Annotated in this window: 10 protein-coding genes and 1 tRNA gene; 6 read left to right on the forward strand and 5 right to left on the reverse strand. The window is 71.0% G+C overall.

Features of this window, described 5'->3' with window-relative positions:
- Positions 1-583 precede the first annotated feature (583 nt).
- Positions 584-659 (reverse strand) — tRNA-Arg (locus D474_RS0104620).
- Positions 660-1,263: 604 nt separating this feature from the next.
- A complete protein-coding gene (locus D474_RS0104625) occupies positions 1,264-1,695 on the reverse strand; it encodes a hypothetical protein (RefSeq protein ID WP_017612429.1) in 432 nt (143 codons plus the stop codon).
- A gap of 419 nt (positions 1,696-2,114) precedes the next feature.
- Here D474_RS0104625 and D474_RS0104630 point away from each other — a divergent pair, with 419 nt between their 5' ends.
- The 3 genes from D474_RS0104630 (at position 2,115) to D474_RS0104640 (ending at position 6,787) form a co-directional block, all read left to right on the forward strand.
- Positions 2,115-4,937, forward strand: a complete 2,823-nt coding sequence (locus D474_RS0104630; RefSeq protein ID WP_017612430.1) for a penicillin acylase family protein — start codon at positions 2,115-2,117, stop codon at positions 4,935-4,937.
- Between the two features lie 200 nt (positions 4,938-5,137).
- Positions 5,138-5,629, forward strand: a complete 492-nt coding sequence (locus D474_RS0104635; RefSeq protein WP_017612431.1) for an NfeD family protein — start codon at positions 5,138-5,140, stop codon at positions 5,627-5,629.
- A gap of 63 nt (positions 5,630-5,692) precedes the next feature.
- Complete coding sequence (locus D474_RS0104640) at positions 5,693-6,787, forward strand: SPFH domain-containing protein (protein WP_017612432.1); 1,095 nt, start codon at positions 5,693-5,695, stop codon at positions 6,785-6,787.
- A gap of 138 nt (positions 6,788-6,925) precedes the next feature.
- Here D474_RS0104640 and D474_RS0104645 read toward each other — a convergent pair whose 3' ends face one another.
- Entirely contained in the window at positions 6,926-9,085 is a 2,160-nt protein-coding gene (locus D474_RS0104645) for a serine/threonine-protein kinase (RefSeq protein WP_017612433.1), read from the reverse strand.
- 136 nt (positions 9,086-9,221) lie between these two features.
- The gene (locus tag D474_RS0104650; protein WP_017612434.1) at positions 9,222-10,025 is read right to left on the reverse strand and encodes a hypothetical protein; all 804 of its coding nucleotides are present in this window, start codon (positions 10,023-10,025) and stop codon (positions 9,222-9,224) included.
- A gap of 489 nt (positions 10,026-10,514) precedes the next feature.
- Between D474_RS0104650 and D474_RS0104655 the strand changes: the two genes are divergently transcribed.
- Positions 10,515-10,784 carry a DUF6504 family protein gene (locus D474_RS0104655; RefSeq protein ID WP_017612435.1) on the forward strand — a complete coding sequence of 90 codons (270 nt, stop codon included), beginning with the start codon at positions 10,515-10,517 and terminating at the stop codon, positions 10,782-10,784.
- A gap of 237 nt (positions 10,785-11,021) precedes the next feature.
- Here D474_RS0104655 and D474_RS0104660 read toward each other — a convergent pair whose 3' ends face one another.
- Positions 11,022-11,603 carry a GNAT family N-acetyltransferase gene (locus D474_RS0104660; RefSeq protein ID WP_017612436.1) on the reverse strand — a complete coding sequence of 194 codons (582 nt, stop codon included), beginning with the start codon at positions 11,601-11,603 and terminating at the stop codon, positions 11,022-11,024.
- Between the two features lie 1,744 nt (positions 11,604-13,347).
- Here D474_RS0104660 and cobT point away from each other — a divergent pair.
- Together cobT and cobA are read left to right on the forward strand one after the other, a co-directional pair.
- Positions 13,348-15,330: a nicotinate-nucleotide--dimethylbenzimidazole phosphoribosyltransferase gene (cobT, locus tag D474_RS30875; RefSeq protein ID WP_449289340.1), complete on the forward strand. Its 1,983-nt coding sequence runs from the start codon at positions 13,348-13,350 to the stop codon at positions 15,328-15,330.
- Positions 15,331-15,551: 221 nt separating this feature from the next.
- Positions 15,552-16,832 (forward strand): uroporphyrinogen-III C-methyltransferase, encoded by a 1,281-nt coding sequence (cobA, locus tag D474_RS0104670; protein WP_040703079.1) that lies wholly within the window; start codon positions 15,552-15,554, stop codon positions 16,830-16,832.
- Positions 16,833-16,841: the final 9 nt, after the last annotated feature.

Consider the following 16,841-nt stretch of genomic DNA (forward strand, 5'->3'; position numbering starts at 1 on the left):
GCGCCCGGATTCGGACAGGCGCGCGGTCTACGAGCCGGGCGAGGACCGGACCGCGTGGTACTTCGTCGGGTGGCAGTGACCGACGAGGTGAGTGTCGTGCGCACGCAGTCTCCTCCGGTCGATGCTGTGCTGCGGGTCGCCGAGGGGGACGATGCCATCGTGGTCGAGCAGCACGTCGCTGAGCTGGCAAGCGTGCGTACCGAGCTGGCCACTGAGGCCTCGACCGAGAAGTACCTGCGATCGTTCGAAGAAGGAAGCATGCTTGAGTCGGTGTGCGGTACGCGGCTGAAGGAGCTAGCTGACACGGTGGGGCAGCTGCGTCATCGGGAGAGCGAACTGAACGAGTCGTGCGAGGCGCCGCAGCAGGAGCCGACTGAGGAGGAAGCCATGGCGATGCGTACGCAGATAAGGGATGCGCTTACTCAGGGTAACCCTTCGGCCAGGAAGAGCTTTGTGCAGAACCTGGTTGCTGAGGTCCGGGTCACTGGGTCGAGGCGCATCCAGCCCGTCTTCCGAGTCCCGATCGAGGACGAAGCGGAACCCCCTTCCGCCAGGGGGAGGGAGGTTCGCGCAATGTCCGGACTGGCGCACCCGGCAGGGTTCGAACCTGCGACCATCGGATTAGAAGTCCGGTGCTCTATCCACTGAGCTACGGGTGCTCGCTTGAAGTTGTCTCCACAGCGGCGGCGGGCGAGGCGGGCCGGCTGGGCCGCTTCGTCGGCTCGGGGTGGATGCCGTGCGCCGGGTGGTGAGGAGCCGGTGGCGGTCCTGCGGTCGGGGTCCGTTCCGCGGTGCCAGGGCTACCAGGCAGACATTCTAGGGTATTCCGTAGATGTCGCCCACGGGAGGGCAAAGCCTCTCAACTACCGTCATTCGTAGTTGCGTCTCGTTACCACGTGTGTTCCACCAAATCGGTCGCTATGGGCCTCGCGCACCACGTTACCGGTGATTAACACAGGCGGGCGTGCTGCCCCTGCGGCGTTTCGTGAAGTCGACGGGGCCGCCCGCGCGGGCGGCCCCGGGCGGGTCAGAAGACCCACCACTGGCCTGCGATCACCAGTAGGTGAGCCAGGGTGGACAGCATGCTCGTGCCTTCTTCGCGCTCGACTCTAGGATGCCCTACGTGTATGGGCGAACGCGTTGAGTAGCAAACGCGGGTTTGCGGGGCCTTGGGTGGCGGCCGAGTGTGAGTTGCCCCTGGGCACGGTGTGCTTGGCGCGCCGGTGGTGGCCGCCTGATCGGGGGCTGGTCCGCGCCGGCCGTTCAGCCGCTGAGGGAGCGCACGTAGTTCACCTGTTGCTGGACGCGCTGCGCATCCATCGGCGAGTTCGCGGGCAGTGTCGCTGCGTGGAAGTGGCCCTCCCGCTGCACCGTCACCTGGATGTGCCCCGTCGTCCTTGTCTCCTTGACGAGCAGGAACAACAGGCCGAGCAGGCAGGTCCACAGGAAGGTCAGGATGGCGACCACGATCGCCCAGGCCGGGGTGGTGCGTTCGGTCCGGCTCATGTCGGTCACGGTCCAGACGCTGCCCCGGAGCGGAAAACGGCCACCCGGCGTCACCACCATGTGTTGGGAGACGGAGATGTCGCCGAGTGTGAGCAGCTGCGGGCCTGGGTCGCCGGCGCCGTACGGCTGGAGGGCGCCGCCGTCCGCGCTGGGCGGCAGGCCNGAGTGGGGGTCCGGTTGCTGGTACATGGCTCGATTGTGGCAGCGAGGGAGCGGTTCTGCAGGGGGTCGATGAGGCGTCGCGGCTTTTGTCCTGGTCTCGGCAGGTACGGGGTTCCCACATGGCCGGATGTGGCCAGGTTCCGGGTCAGGCTTCCGTGCGACCGGCCGGGCTGTGGGCGCTGCGTGCGAGCACGATCACGTCAAACCTGTGAATGTGCAGGTCCTCGTGTCCACGCTCATTCGTGCTCCTCGAAAAACATGAAACTCTTTCGCGTTTCGGTTACTGCTGGGTAGCATGCCGCTGATCCATCGCCCCTCACCCCCCAGGTGGTGACAACAGCACATGCTTCCCTCCCGCAGGCGACGCCTGGGCGCGACCGCCTCGGGCGTGGCGTTGGCCGTGGCAGCAGCCACGNGCTCAGGCACCCGAGTCCCCACATGCCCCCGTGCTCCCCGCCGCCCAGGAACTCGAGGACTACTGCGCTCCCGACGGATGCCACGACATCCTGCCGCCCGGGCAGAACGGCGACGCCACCCTCGTGGAGATCCTCGCCCACCAGGCGTTCGGCACCCGCCCGGAGCACTCCTCCGGCCAGCTGGACATGTACGACGACATCGTTCACAACTACGAAGGGCTCACCGACGACGAACTGGACGAGTACTTCCTCGATGCAGGGTTCGGTGCCGACTCCGACGACATCGGAGAGGAGTATCAGCCGCGCGAGGACGTCACGATCACCCGCGACGCCTCACACGGCATCCCGCACATCCACGGGGACACCCGCGAGGGCACGATGTACGGCGCCGGGTACGCCGCCGCCGAGGATCGCCTCTTCCTCATGGACGTGCTGCGCCGGGTCGGCCGCGGTGAGCTGACCTCCTTCGCCGGCGGGGCCGAGGACAACCGCGGCCTCGAACAGGATCTGTGGCGCACCGCCCCCTACACCGAGGAGGACAAGCAGGAACAGATCGACCGGGTCGCCTCCTCGGGCGAACGCGGGGAGCAGGCCCTGGACGATGTCGAGGACTACCTCGTAGGCATCAACACCTACATCGACGAAGCCGACTCCGACCGCAGCTTCCCCGGAGAGTACGTGCTCACCGGCCACAAGGACGCCATCACCAACGAGGGCGAGATCGAGCCGTTCACCGCCACCGACGTGGTCGGCATCGCCGCGATGGTCGGCGGCATCTTCGGCGGTGGGGGAGGCGGCGAGGTCCAGTCCGCCCTGACCCGCGCCGGGTTCCAGGACCAGTACGGGGCCGAGGAGGGCCTCGCCGCCTACGACGCCTGGCGCATGGAGAACGACCCCGAAGCCCCTGCCACGGTCGACGGTGAGTTCCCCTACAGCCAGACCCCCGACGAGGCCGTGGGCGAATCCGTGCCCGACAGCGGTTCGGTCGAGGAGTACGACATCGTGCACGACGAGCACGGTTCCGCGGAGAGCGGTGAGACGGCCGATCCGCCTGCGCCTGCCGGCGCGGAGGAGGCCGGAGCCGGCGCAGGCACCGTCGGCGACCTCACCGACGAGCAGCGCGACGAGCTCGACCGCATGATCGAGGAGGACGACCTCTCCGTCGCCGAGGGCCTGTTCAACGACGGTGTCCTGCCCGAGGACTTCCTCGACCCGGGTGGGATGTCCAACGCCCTCCTCGTCTCGGCCGAGCACACCGAGAGCGGCAACCCCGTCGCCGTCATGGGACCGCAGACCGGCTACTTCTCCCCGCAGCTGCTCATGCTCCAGGAACTGCAGGGCCCGGGGATCAGCGCCCGCGGCGCCTCCTTCGCCGGCGTGAGCTTCTACGTCCAGATGGGCCGCGGCGCCGACTACGCGTGGAGCGCGACCTCCGCTCACCACGACATCACCGACACCTATGCGGTCCCGCTGTGTGAGACCGACGGGTCCGACCCGACCACCGACTCGCGCGCCTACATCGACACCTCCGGCGAGTGCACCGAGTTCGAGGAGCTCAGCGTCACCAACGAGTGGTCGCCCACCGTCGCCGACCAGACACCGGAGGGTGGCTACACGCTCACGTCCCTGCGGTCGGAGTACGGGCTCGTGGAGTCCTTCGCGACCGTCGACGGCACCCCCGTTGCGCACACGAGCCTGCGCTCGACCTATATGCGGGAGGTCGACTCGATCGTCGGGTTCCAGCGCTTCAACGACCCGGACGAGATCACCTCGGCGGAGAGCTTCACCGAGGCCGCCTACGACATCGAGTACACGTTCAACTGGCACTACGTGGACAGCGAGGACATCGCGTTCGTCAACTCCGGGGCCAACCCGGTGCGGACCGAGGGCACCAACCCGAACATGCCCATCGATGCGTCTTCCGAGGCCGGATGGTCGGGTTGGGACCCCGAGACCAACCTCGCCGACTACCACCCGCCGGAGGACCACCCGCAGGAGATCAACCCCGACCACCTGCTCAACTGGAACAACAAACCCGCTGACGGCTACACCGCGGACTGGGCACACGGGTCGGTGCACCGCAACGACCTGTTGGAGGCCCGCGTGGAGTCGGCGATGGAGGAGGGCCATTCCTTCACCCCGGCCTCGCTCACCGCGCTGTCCATCGAAGCGGGGGTGGGCGACTTGCGGGCGCAGGAGGTACTTCCGCTGCTGCTGGAGGTCATCGACTCTGTCGAGGTCGATGACCCCGAGCTGGCCGAGACCGTTGAGGGACTGCGCGCCTGGGTCGACGACGGGGCCCGGCGCCAGGAACCCGAGCGCGACGCCGGCTCCTACGACCACGCCGAGGCGATCCGTGTCCTGGACGCGTGGTGGCCGCTGCTGGTGCGCGCACAGTTCGAACCGGGGCTGGGTGAGGATCTCTTCGAGGAGATCACCTCGTCCGTCTCGGTCGACGAGTCCCCTTCGGGGCAGCTCGGCGGTGGAGAGCCGGACAACGTCACTCAGGCACAACCGCACCAGGGATCGTCCTTCCAACACGGTTGGTGGTCCTACGTCGACAAGGATCTGCGCACGGTGCTGGGGGAGGACGTCGACGGCGCCCTGCCCGAGGCCTACTGCGGCGAGGGCGACGTCGACACCTGCCGCACCGTCCTGCTGGAGAGCCTGGCCGCGGCAGCCGAGACCCCGGCCGAGGACGTCTACCCGGGCGACGACCACTGCGACGCGGGCGACCAGCTCTGCGCGGACACGGTGATCCACCAGTCCGTGGGCGGCATCGACATGTGGCCCGTGCACTGGCAGAACCGACCCACGTTCCAGCTCGTCTACCAGTTCTCCGGCGGACGATAGGAGGCGCAGGAGAGGGACGGACGCGGGCCTCGGGGACGCCCGGGGCCCGGCCCGCGGCACCGGGCGGCGTGCCGCGGGCCACGTGTTTTTCCGCCCGCGGTCCCGGGAAGGCAACGGAGACCCGCAATCGGGTGCTACGCCCGGCTTGCGTGGGTAGGCACACCAGTACCCGACAAGAAGGCGGGAGGGTCGAGACGACAATGCCGGCCTGGTTGATCTGGCTCATCCTCGCCGCGGGCCTGGGCGTGGCCGAACTCTTCACACTGACCTTCGTCCTCGGGCTCATGGCCACCGCGGCGCTGGTCGCTGCGCTCCTCGGTGCGATCGGCCTGCCCGTCGCGGTGCAGATCATCGGGTTCGCCGCGGCCACCGCGGCCGGACTCGTCTTCGTCCGCCCCCTCATCAAACGCCAGATGGACCGCACACCGGACGCACGCTCCGGCGCGGACGCGCTCGTGGGTCGCTCGGCCGTGGTCCTGCAGCCCGTCGACGGTGACCAGGGGCGCGTCAAGCTGTCCGGCGAGGAGTGGTCGGCCCGCTGCATCGATGAGGACCTGGTCATTCCGGTCGGCGCCCACGTGGACGTCGTCGAGATCGACGGAGCCACGGCCGTTGTCTACCCGCGCGAGGCCCTTCCCGAAGGGCCCGCACCCGAGGGGACCGACGACAACAACCAGTCGGGGCGTGCCTGACGCACTCAGGGCGGTGCCGGACCAGAGCGGCACCGAAGCCAACCGAAGCCAGGTGATCACACGATGGATCCGGCCATTCCTTTCATCATCCTCGCGGTCCTCTTCGTCGCATTGGCGCTGTCGGCGATCCGTATCGTGCCGCAGGCGCGGGCCTACAACATCGAAAGATTCGGCCGCTACATCCGAACCATGAACCCCGGACTGAACTTCATCGTTCCGGGTGTGGACAGGGTCAACAGCAAGTTCGACCTGCGCGAACAGGTCTTCAGTTCGCGGCCGCAGCCCGTCATCACCGAGGACAACCTGGTCGTCAACATCGACACGGTGCTCTATTACCAGATCACCGCGCCGAAGGCAGCGGCCTACGAGGTCGCCAACTACATCCAGGCCATCGACCAGCTCACCGTCACGACGCTGCGCAACGTCATCGGTTCCATGGACCTCGAACGCACGCTCACCTCCCGCGAGGAGATCAACACACGCCTGCGCGGAGTTCTGGACGAGACCACCGGCAAGTGGGGGATCCGCATCAACCGGGTCGAGATCAAGGCGATCGACCCGCCGCCCACCATCAAGGAGGCGATGGAGAAGCAGATGCGGGCCGACCGCGACAAGCGGGCGGCGATCCTGCACGCGGAGGGTGAGCGGCAGTCCCGCATCCTCAAGGCCGAGGGTGCCCGGCAGCAGGCGATCCTGGAGGCCCAGGGTGACCAGCAGGCTGCGATCCTGCGCGCCGACGGTGAGGCCCAGGCCGTCGAGCGCGTCTTCCAGGCGGTGCACGAGAACGACGCCGACGCCAAGATGCTGGCGTACAAGTACCTGGAGACCCTGCCTGCGCTGGCACAGGGCGAGGGCAACACGTTCTGGGTCATCCCGGGCGAGTTCACCGAGGCGGTCAAGAACGTCACCCATGCCTTCGCCGGGGACGCCGCGCAGGCCACGCCCTCCACGGAGAAGGAACAGGGAGCGGAGGAACACGGTCAGCGGAGCATCACCGCGGCCGACCCGGGACGTTCGACCGCTGCGCAGGCTGCGATGCACGCCGCCGAGGCCGCGGAGAAGGCCGTGGCCGACGCCCGAGACGACGTGCGCAGGGCCGGGGACGCCCGTGGCGGGCCGACGCCCGCGCCCCGCAACGGGGACAGCGACAGCGAGTAGCGGTCACGGTCGGCGGGACGCGGTCCCGGTCCCCCGGCAGGCGGGCCGTTTCCGGGCACCGGTGGCCGGGGCTCGGGCAGAGGAGGCCGGGACCGCCGGAGCCCGTCGGGGACAGCGGGGCTCCCGGCCGCTGTCCGCTCAGTTCTCGTCGGAGATCTCGTGGACCGTGAAGGAAGGGAACAGCACGTCGCTGGTGGCCTCGTGCCCCGGGGCGGCACGCGCCGTGATCCCGGCTCGGCGGCGGTCCTCCTCGTCCTCGGCGTCGTCGGGCAGCGGGTTGTCGTCCACCGCGGACACCGCGAAGTCGTCGTTGACCCACAGGCTGAGCTCGAGGGTGTCCTCCTCGTCGTCGTACTCGCAGGCGAGCGCGACCGTGTTGGTCACCGCTTCGGAGGCGTCGTAGGCCGCGATCCCGGCGCGCTCGTCACTGTCGGGGTCGGTGGTCCCGAGCTCCTCGAGGTGCTCGTACTCCTCGAACCCGGACACGTCGGTTGCGGAGGCCAGGGCGTTGTCCCCGGACTCGTCCGAGGAACGCCGGATCTCGGCCTGCTGCCCGTCGGCACGGACCACGCCGTCGTAGTGCGTGAACTCGTCCTCGCCGTCGTTGCCCCAGCAGCGCACACCGAACGTGGACTCGCCGGGGCCCTCCAACACGTGTGCCTCGGTCGTGACCAGCACGCGGTCGGGCAGGGCCTCGTCCTCCCGCGTGAGCCATTCGCCCCGTGTCTCCTGGTTGGTGGGGTCCACGTGCAGCAGGGCCGCCTGCTCCTGTGGCCAGTAACCGTCGTCGTCCGGGGTGCCGTTGTCGAACGAACCCTGGATCCAGTCCGGCTGCGTGGAGAAATCGGTGTCGTACAGCGACAGGGTGTTGTCGGGAACCGACGGCGGCCGGGTCAGCACGAACACGGCGACGAGCACCATCACCAGGACCGCGGCACCTCCGGCGAGCAGCGTGATGCGCTTGCGGCGCTCGGCACCGGAGGGGCCGCCCGGGCCGGGCTGCGGGTGCCCGGGGGCACCGGGGACACCGGGGCCTCCGGGGCCGGCCGGCGCAGCGAATGCCTGCTGTCCGTGCGCGGGCGAGGCGTGCGCGTACGGGTGCTGTTGGGGGTGGGGCCCGGCGTGCGGCTGGTGGCCATGCGGAACCTGGTGGGGCTGTTGCGGCCCGCCCGGCGGATGGTGCGGAGGCTGAGCGCCGGACGGCGCGAACCCCTGCTGCGCTGTGTAGGCCCGGGTCGGCGGGGTCGCATACGGGGTGGTCTCCTGCCCCTGCAGCCCCGTCACCGGCTGGTGCGGGCCGCTCGGCGGTTGGTTCGGCCCGCTCTGGGGGTGCTGGGGCCCGCTGGGTGCGGCCGGGGCCCCGGCCCCGTGCGCGGCTGTCTCCTGAGGAGGGGTTCCCGGGACCGGTGCGCTGGCAGGCGGGGACCACGATGTCGAGATGGTCCTGTTGACCTCGGCCTCCTCCGGCTGCGGCTGCCCCGTGAGCCTGGCCAGGAGCTGCTGGGAGGTCGGCCGGTTGCGTGGATCCTTGTCCAGGGCCGCGACCACCAGCTCCGACAGGCCCTGGTCGAGCCCGTCCAGGCGCGGCGGCGCGGAGGAGATGTTGTGCAGCACGGCCGGCACCGTCGGGGCGTCGAAGGGCGCCGAACCGATGCCTGCGAAGGCCACCAGGCAGCCCCAGGCGAAGATGTCCGCTGCCGCCGTGGGCTGCTCGCCCAGGATCAACTCCGGGGCCATGTACGAGGGTGTCCCCATGAGTTGGCTGGACCGGGTCACCGAACCCGCGGAGTCGTCCAGGGCGCGCGCGATCCCGAAGTCGATGACCTTGGGGCCCACCGGGGACAACAGCACGTTCGCGGGCTTGAGGTCGCGGTGGATGATCCCTGAACCGTGGATGGCCGTCAGCGCCGCGGCCACGCCCATCGCCAGGCTCTCCAGGGTGCCGCCCGACATCGCGCCGTCGGCCCGCACCGCTTCGTCCAGGTTAGGGCCCGGTACGTACTCCGAGACGATGTAGAGCGGTTCACCCTCCAGCCTGGCGTCGATGACCCCTGCAGTGGAGAAGCGCGCCACCCGCCGGGCCGACTCGACCTCGCGCGCGAAGCGGCGGCGGAAGTCCTCGTCGTCGGCGAGGTCGGGGTGGATGAGCTTGAGCGCGACCTTCTGCCCGGATCCGTCCTCGGCGAGGTAGACGGTGCCCATGCCGCCGCGCCCCAGCCGACTCGCCACGCGGTAGCCGTTCAGCTCGTGCGGATCGCCGGCACGCAGAGGCTTGCCGCTGTTGTGGCCGTTGGACATCACGGTGGGGGGTTCCTCGCATCATCGATCGGGTTCGCGGTCAACAGGGTACCGAGGCGGTTGCTGCGGCATGCTCGGGAGCCCGGAGCCGGGGCGTTCCCCGGGGATGGGAACGTCTTTCGGGGCGCGCAGGTGCTCAGCCGCCGACCTCGTACAGGCTGTAGTCCTCGAAAAGCACCCGCAACGGCTGCTCGCCCTGACCCCGGTCGTAGGCTATGCGCTGTTTGCGCACCAGCTCGTGGCCGCCGTGGTCGGTCGGCGCCGTGTTCTCGTCGACCGCCTGCGCCACGAGCCGGTCGTTGACCCACGCCTTCACGGTGGTGCGGCCGGGGCGGTCGCCGTCGCGGGTGTCGGAGTCGCAGGAGAGCTTGATGTTGTTCGAGGCCGGATCGTCGTCCTCGTCTGCTCCGCCGGCCACCGTCGGGTAGGGCTCGAAGTCCGGTACGGGGCCGTTCGCGAGCTCCTCCGAGCCGTCTGTGTCGGGGGTGTTCCGGGTCAGGTCCGCCTGTTCGCCGTCGGCGCGTACCGAGAGCCGGTAGGTGGCGTGGTGTACGGGATCGTCCGAGGTGCCCTCCGGGTCCGTGTCGGGCTCGTGGTACTCGTCGGTGCACTCCACACCGAAGGAGAGGTACTCGTACCCCTCGAGGATCCGCACGTCCGCCTCGACCAGTAGGGAAGGCGGGAGGTCGCCGCCGTCGACGCTCGGGACCCCGAACACGGCGCCGGACCACGGGTCGGACTCCTCGGCCGGGTCGTAGGCCATCACCTGACCCTCGCCCGGGAGGTGTCCTGAGGCGTAGGGGTCCTCCTCCGGTTCGTGCACGCTGTCGCTCCACTGCGGGTTCGTGGCGAAGTCGGTCGCGTAGAGGCTCGTGAGGTCTTCCGGAGGTCCCTCGCCCCCGGAGAACACGAAGAACGCGGTGGCGCCGAGCAGGGCCACCGCTGCTGTTCCTGCGCCGAAGACCCACAGGCGCCGGCGCCCGGGTGTTGCCGGTGGGCGGGGCGCACGGGCGTGGGCGGACGGCCCTTGTGGCGGGTTCCGGGGGTCGGGTCCGGGGTGTGGAGGGGTGCCGTAGGGGCCGGGAGGACCCGCGGAGCCGGGGGGTCCCCCCGGCGGGGGACCGGCGCTGTTCGACGTCACTGCTGCAACCTCGGGGGTCGGTTCGGGATGGGGCGCGACGGCGGTCGCGCGGGATCGGTGCTGGTCTCGGCGTATGTGGGGAGGCGTGTGGGCGTGCGTGGAGAAGACGGTGTCGAGAAGGAGGATGCCGAGCCTGTGGAAACAGTTTCAAGGCCGACCCGATTTCGCTACCATGGGAACACCTGTTCGAACGGTCGTCCTTCCCCGCGGCCGGGCCTGCCGGGTGCGTCGAGCGTGCCCCGGGCCGGAGTCCGACGAAATCCGGAGACAGCAAGACATGGGGGAGACATGAGCCGGTACTACGGGGCCCAGATCACGGTCGTGGAGGACGACGGGCGGCCGGCCAGGTTCACCTGGGACGGGCGTGTGTACGGGGTACGCCGTATCATCGACCACTGGGTCAACGTGCGTATGGACTGGGCGCCCGTGCCCGGCGGCGGTGTGCCCGAGCGGTGGCACTGGCGTGTGGAGGCCGGAACCGTACGGGCGCAGGGGGTGTACGAACTACGCAAGGACACCGCCAGCGGGCAGTGGTCGCTCTCGCGGGTGTGGGACTGACGGTGGCCGGGCGGCCGTGGCATGGGGCAGGGTGGAACCGGCTCGGGGTGCCGGCCTGCCCCGAACACCCGGAACACGGGTCGGGGATGCGTGGATCGGCGCGGAGCCGGTGGTTCCGGTGGGCCCGCGGTTTTGTGGCTCAGGGTGACCGCGGCCCCGAACGCGGGCTCGGGCCGATTGCCGTTCGCGGGGCCGACGGCGTCGGGCCGCGAGATCCGTCGATCCCGGAGCAGTCGTTCAAGGGCGCGGATCCGACGGCAGCAGGCTGTAGACGGCCAGATCGTGCCGGGTCCCGCCGTGGCCCGGCATCGCACTGCGCTCCACGCCCTCGAACGAATAGCCTGTGCGCTCCGGGATCCTGCGGGACGGCGTGTTCGCTGTTGCCGCCTTGATCTCGATGCGCCGGAACCCCTGGTCCAGCGCCCACCGTGACACCGCCACGACCGCCTCGGTCATGTAGCCCCGATTGCGCGCCCACGGTGAGGTCCAGTACCCGAGCTCGGCGTTCATGGCCGCCCAGTTGACGCGCATCAGGCCGATCGCCCCGACCAGGCGGCCGCCGCCGGCCTCGGTCGCTGCCCACTGCTGGCCCTCGCCGCGCGTGCGGATGCCCGGCGAGACCTCACGGCACCACTCCTCGGCGTCCTTGCGGGTGTAGGGGGTGTCGGGCGCTGGGATCGGGATCCACTTCTGCAGCTCGGGGTCGCTGCACGTGGCCAGGACGTCATCGATGTCGTCCTCGATGAAGGCCCGGAGCAGGAGCCGGTCCGTCTCGAGCACGACCGAGGGCAGCATCTTCTTCTCCTGGAGATCGCTCACGGCGGGTGGGTTCCCTTCGTTCCGGCGGTGGGGGTGGGGGTCAGGCTATGGGGCGGAAATGGGCAGCGCATCCGGTTTTCCTCGGCCGCCCGCTGCCTGCTTCGTCCCGTTCGTGGTGGTCTCGGAGGAACGGGCGCGGGCGGTCTCTGGCACAGTTGTGGGTGACTTGGGCACCCGGACGGGCCGGGTGGCGCTGCCCGGGGCGCGGGTTTCCTTCCTCCATCTTTTCCCCGCGCCGGAACGGGTGTGACGGGCAGCGGTCGACCTCTCCGGGGAGCGAAACATGACCGACGACGACCGCAATGGCAGCCGTCCGGAGCCGGGGTTCTCCGGGTTTCCGGGGAGCGCGAGGGCTGCCGGGGATCCTGGGGCCGGTGACGCCGATGCGTCGGCGAACGCTTCGGACGGCGCCCCGGCTGTCGCTCACGGTGAGGGAGAGGCCGGAGCGCTCCTCGGCGGGCTGTTGGACGGACTGCCCGAGAGCGGACGCGGCATCGGGGACGTCGGTGAGACGGCCCCTGCCAACCCCTTCCGGACGCCGGATCCGGGCTCCGGTGCACAGCCGGGCCCGCAGGCCGAGGCGGAGGAGCCCGGCAGCTCGGGCCTTCCGCGCGACGCCGCCCGGGGTGCCGCAGATCCCCCGCCCGGCGTGGCCCCGGCGGATGCACCCCCGCCCACCGGTCCGCCGGTGAGTACCGACGCCGACCCCTTGGGGCCGGTCTCTGCCACGGGCCCCCCGGGCCCCTCGGCATCCGAAGGAGCCCCGGAGGCTCCGGCAGCCCGGGCGCCCGAGGACGACTCGTCCGTCGGTACTGCGCCTGAGCAGAACCCCGCGCCCGGCCGAGCTGTGCACGGGGTCTCCGGTGAACCCGGTTCTCCTGCCCCGGAGGGGCCGCAGAGACCCCTCCCCGGGGCATCGGCCTCCGGCGGACACGTTCCCGAGGAACCCCGGAGGTCCGCCGAGCCGGATCCGCTCGGAACACGGGAAGCGCCTCCGGCGCTCGGAGAGCAAGACCGTGCACCCGACGACCTCGGCGCACGTGAACCGCTCGGTGCCGATGCAACGGGCAGTGCGCGGGGGGCACACGCCCGGACGGACGCCCCGGTGGCCGGTGCTTCGGCCGGCTCCGGCAGCACCGGTGAAGCCGCTGCCGCCGCCATGGGTGCCGATGGGGGCGACACCGGCGCCCACAGCCAGGTGCCGGCGAACGCGGCCGGTGCGGGAACCGGCGTGGACCACGAGAACGCAGGCGCCGACACCGGTACCGGAAGCAGGACCGGTGCAGGAGGACACACGGTTCCGTCCGCCGCGGGCGGGCACGCGACCGGCTTCGACCTCAACGTCGAGCCCTACGGTGTCGCCGAGAGGTCCGCACATGACACACACGCCACACGTGATGCACAGGTCGCGGATGGCGCGCGTGACGCGCAGGGTGAGCACGAAGCTCAGGCCACCCGCGGCGTGCAGGGTGCGGATGACCCGTCGGCCGCCGCGGGCGCCGAGTACGGCCCCCGTGCGGCGCAGGACGCCTCTGCGGCCGACGGTCAGGACGCCGGCGCCGACCTCAGCGGCGCGTCAGGAACGCAGGGGAGCTCTGACGCCCTTCGACGGCCCGAGGTGACGGACGTTCCGGAGCCCCCTGAGGATTCCGACGTTTCTGCGTCCCCGGAGTCTCCTGACCGGCCCGCGGTCCCCGGGGCTGCTGAGCGCTTCGCGACCGCTGCGGTGCCTTCTGCCCCGGAGATGCAGCACGGGCCTGTCGTGCCCGGTGAAGTGGACGAGGCCGAGGCTCCTGCGCCCGCATCCGGCGCGCATGCCGCGCCCGCTGCGGACGGAGCGCACGGCGAGCACGAGCGGCAGGGCGCGCGGAGCGGATCCTGTGCGGCACCGCGCAACCCGGCCGAACCGGGTGCCGATGCAGCACCGCATGGCGACGGGGAAACGCACGCCGATCCAACACCCCACCGCGGTTCCGGAGACCGCGTCCGCACCGCCGCCGGCCAGGCCTACGCCGACGCCGAGCGCGAGGCGGTCTACCGCACGATCCGCGAACGCCGCGACGTCCGGGTCGGGTTCCGCCCCGACCCCGTCGCCCACGACCTCCTCACCCGTGTACTCGAGGCCGCCCACCAGGCACCCAGTGTCGGCCACGCCAAACCCTGGGACTTTCTCGTCGTGGACGACCGCGCCCTGCGCACCCGCGTACACGATCTCGCCCGCGCCGAACGCGAAGGCCATGCGCGCTCCCTCCCGGGCACCCGCGCGCACGCCTTCTCCGGACTCAAGGTCGAGGCGATCCTCGAGGCCCCGCTCAACATCGCCGTCACCGTGGACCCCACGCGGGGGCCCCAGCCCTCCGCAGGCCGCGACTCCCGGCCCATGAGCGCCCCCTACTCCGCAGCACTGGCCGTGGAGAATCTCTGGCTCGCTGCCCGCGCGGAGGGCCTCGGGGTCGGCTGGGTCTCGTTCCTCGACGAACGCGACGTCGCCCGCGCCCTCGACCTGCCCCCTCACCTCGACGTCGTCGCCTACCTGTGCGTGGGCCACGTCGACGAGTTCCCCACCGAACCCGAACTCGGCCTCGGAGGCTGGGCGAAGGGACGTCCCCTGTCCTGGGCGGTCCACCACGACCGTTACGGCCGCCGCGGCCTGCCGGGCCGGGAACCCACGAGCTTGCTGGAGGAGACCATCGCCGCCAACGGAGCGCTCAGCGCCCGCGCCGTCGAGGAGGCCAGAGACCGTCAGAGCAGAATGAGCAAACCCCCGGGCTCCCTCGGTGTCCTGGAGGAGGTCTCCGTGCGCCTGGCCGGCCTCTCCGGCGAGTGCCCGCCGCCGATCCCCGAACCCGCCGCTGTTGCGGTGTTCGCGGGCGACCACGGCGTGCACGCCCAGGGGGTCACCCCGTGGCCGCAGGAGGTCACCGCGCAGATGGTGCAGACCTTCCTGTCGGGCGGAGCGGTCGTCAACTCCTTCGCCGCGCAGGTCGGTGCGGACGTCACCGTCGTGGACGTGGGGGTGGTCGCCGATCTCCCGCCGTCCGCCGGACTGCTGCCCCGCAAGGTCGCCCGCGGCACCGCCGACCCCACCCAGGGCCCGGCCATGACCCGCCCGCAGGTCCTCCAGGCCCTGGAGACCGGGATCGAGGTGGCCCGCGACATGGTCGCCGCGGGCCACCGGTGCCTGATCACCGGCGACATGGGCATCGCCAACACCACCCCGTCCGCCGCCCTGGTGTGCGCCTACACGGGCGCTTCGCCCGAGGACGCCACGGGCGTGGGCACCGGTGCCGATGAGGCGGCCCACCGTCACAAGGTCGACGTGGTCCGCCGTGCCCTGGAGGCCAACCCGGTGGACGCCTCCGACCCGGTCGGAACCCTCGCTGCCCTCGGAGGACTGGAGCACGCCGCTCTGGCCGGGTTCGTGCTCGGCGGTGCCGCCACGCGCGTTCCGGTCCTCCTGGACGGTGTCATCGCGGGCTCGGCCGCCCTGGCCGCCGCGGCGATCTCCCCGGAGTCGGTGAGCGCCTGCTTCGCCGGGCACCGTTCCTCCGAACCCGGGCATGCCGTCGCCCTCGACCACCTGGGCCTGCGCCCCCTGGTCGACCTGGAGATGCGGCTGGGGGAGGGCTCGGGCGCCCTGCTCGCTCTGCCGATGCTCCAGGCCTCGGCGCGCGCCCTGCGTTCGGTGGCCACCTTCGAGGATTCCGGGATCACCGCTGCCCAGTGACCCCGCGCGGCCGGCCGCACGTGCGGTCCCGCCCCGTGCCCGCCCCCGGGTGCGGGGCGGGTCACACCGTCCGAAGTGCCCCGATTTACCTGTGTGTTACACCTCTCTGACAAGGTGATACATAGGAATCGCCGTATCAGCGCCGGCGGTGTGGGTCTCCGACCCACACGTACCCCGCCGACGTCGCCGGGGGCCGGCCGGACGACCGAAGGGGAGCGCCCATGACCTATCTCCTTGGTTTGCGCATGGCCGGACGCGACGTGCTCGTGGTCGGAGGGGGAAGGGTCGCCCAGCGTCGCATCCCCGTCCTCATCGAGTCGGGCGCCCGGGTGCACCTCATCTCGCCTGCCGTGTCAACGGTGCTGGAGGACCTCGCCGCCGCCGGGCACCTCACGTGGGACGCGCGCGGCTACGAACCCGGCGACGTCGCGGGCCCGGACGCCGCCGCCTACTGGCTGGTCCACGCCGCCACCGACGACCCCGCGGTCAACGCCGCCGTCGCCGAGGAGGCAGAGAGCGCCCGCCTGTGGTGCGTGCGCGCCGATGACCGGCACGCCTCCGCGGCCTGGACCCCGGCCAGCGGCAGCGTCGGCGACGTCACCGTGGGTGTGGTCGCCTCCGGTGACCCCCGCCGTGCGGCCGGGCTCCGCGACGCCGTCACCGGACAGCTCGCCGACGGAACTCTGGACGCCCGCCGCGGCCGTGAACGCCACTCCGGTGTGGCCTTGGTCGGTGGAGGCCCCGGCGACCCGGGCCTGATCACGGTCCGCGGACAGCAACTGCTCTCCCAAGCCGACGTCGTGGTCGTGGACCGGCTCGCACCCACATCCCTGCTCGACAGCCTCCCGGCCGACGCGGAGATCGTCGACGCCGCCAAGATCCCCTACGGTCGTTCCATGGCGCAGCAGGCCATCAACGAGGTCCTCGTCGACCGCGCGAAACAGGGCAAGTTCGTGGTGCGGCTCAAGGGCGGCGACTCCTTCCTGTTCGGCCGCGGCGGGGAGGAAGCCGCGGCCTGCGCCGAGGCCGGGGTTCCGGTCCTGGCCGTGCCGGGTGTGACCAGCGCACTCGCAGCCCCTGCTGCTGCCGGTGTGCCCACCACCCACCGCGGCGTCTCACAGAGCGCGCACGTCGTCTCCGCCCACGTGGCGCCCGACGATCCGCGTTCGACCGTCGACTGGGCCGGGCTCGCGGCTTCGGGCGGTACTGTCGTCGTACTCATGGGTGTGGAGCGCCTGGACAAGGTCGCCGAGGCGATGGTCACACACGGTCGCGACCCCGGAACCGCCGTCGCTGTCGTGCAGGAGGCAACGCTGCCTGGGCAGCGAACCGTGACGGGTACTCTGGCCACCATCGCCGCCGAGGCCCGATCGGCCGACGTGCGGCCCCCGGCGGTGGTGATCATCGGAGAAGTGGTCAAAACAGCGCGGGAACTTGACATACTGCACACGGGAACCCAGTTCGAGACCCGTCGACTGGCGACCGGGCGCGATCTCCAGTGAGACCCCTCC

The sequence above is a fragment of the Nocardiopsis salina YIM 90010 genome (assembly GCF_000341025.1).
GTDB lineage: Bacteria > Actinomycetota > Actinomycetes > Streptosporangiales > Streptosporangiaceae > Nocardiopsis > Nocardiopsis salina.

Coding starts and splice junctions, on each gene's coding strand:
- cobT (WP_449289340.1), top strand. CDS start 13,348: ATGCAGCACGGGCCTGTCGTGCCCGGTGAAGTGGACGAGGCCGAGGCT.
- D474_RS0104645 (WP_017612433.1), bottom strand. CDS start 9,085: ATGTCCAACGGCCACAACAGCGGCAAGCCTCTGCGTGCCGGCGATCCG.
- D474_RS0104640 (WP_017612432.1), top strand. CDS start 5,693: ATGGATCCGGCCATTCCTTTCATCATCCTCGCGGTCCTCTTCGTCGCA.
- cobA (WP_040703079.1), top strand. CDS start 15,552: ATGACCTATCTCCTTGGTTTGCGCATGGCCGGACGCGACGTGCTCGTG.
- D474_RS0104635 (WP_017612431.1), top strand. CDS start 5,138: ATGCCGGCCTGGTTGATCTGGCTCATCCTCGCCGCGGGCCTGGGCGTG.
- D474_RS0104655 (WP_017612435.1), top strand. CDS start 10,515: ATGAGCCGGTACTACGGGGCCCAGATCACGGTCGTGGAGGACGACGGG.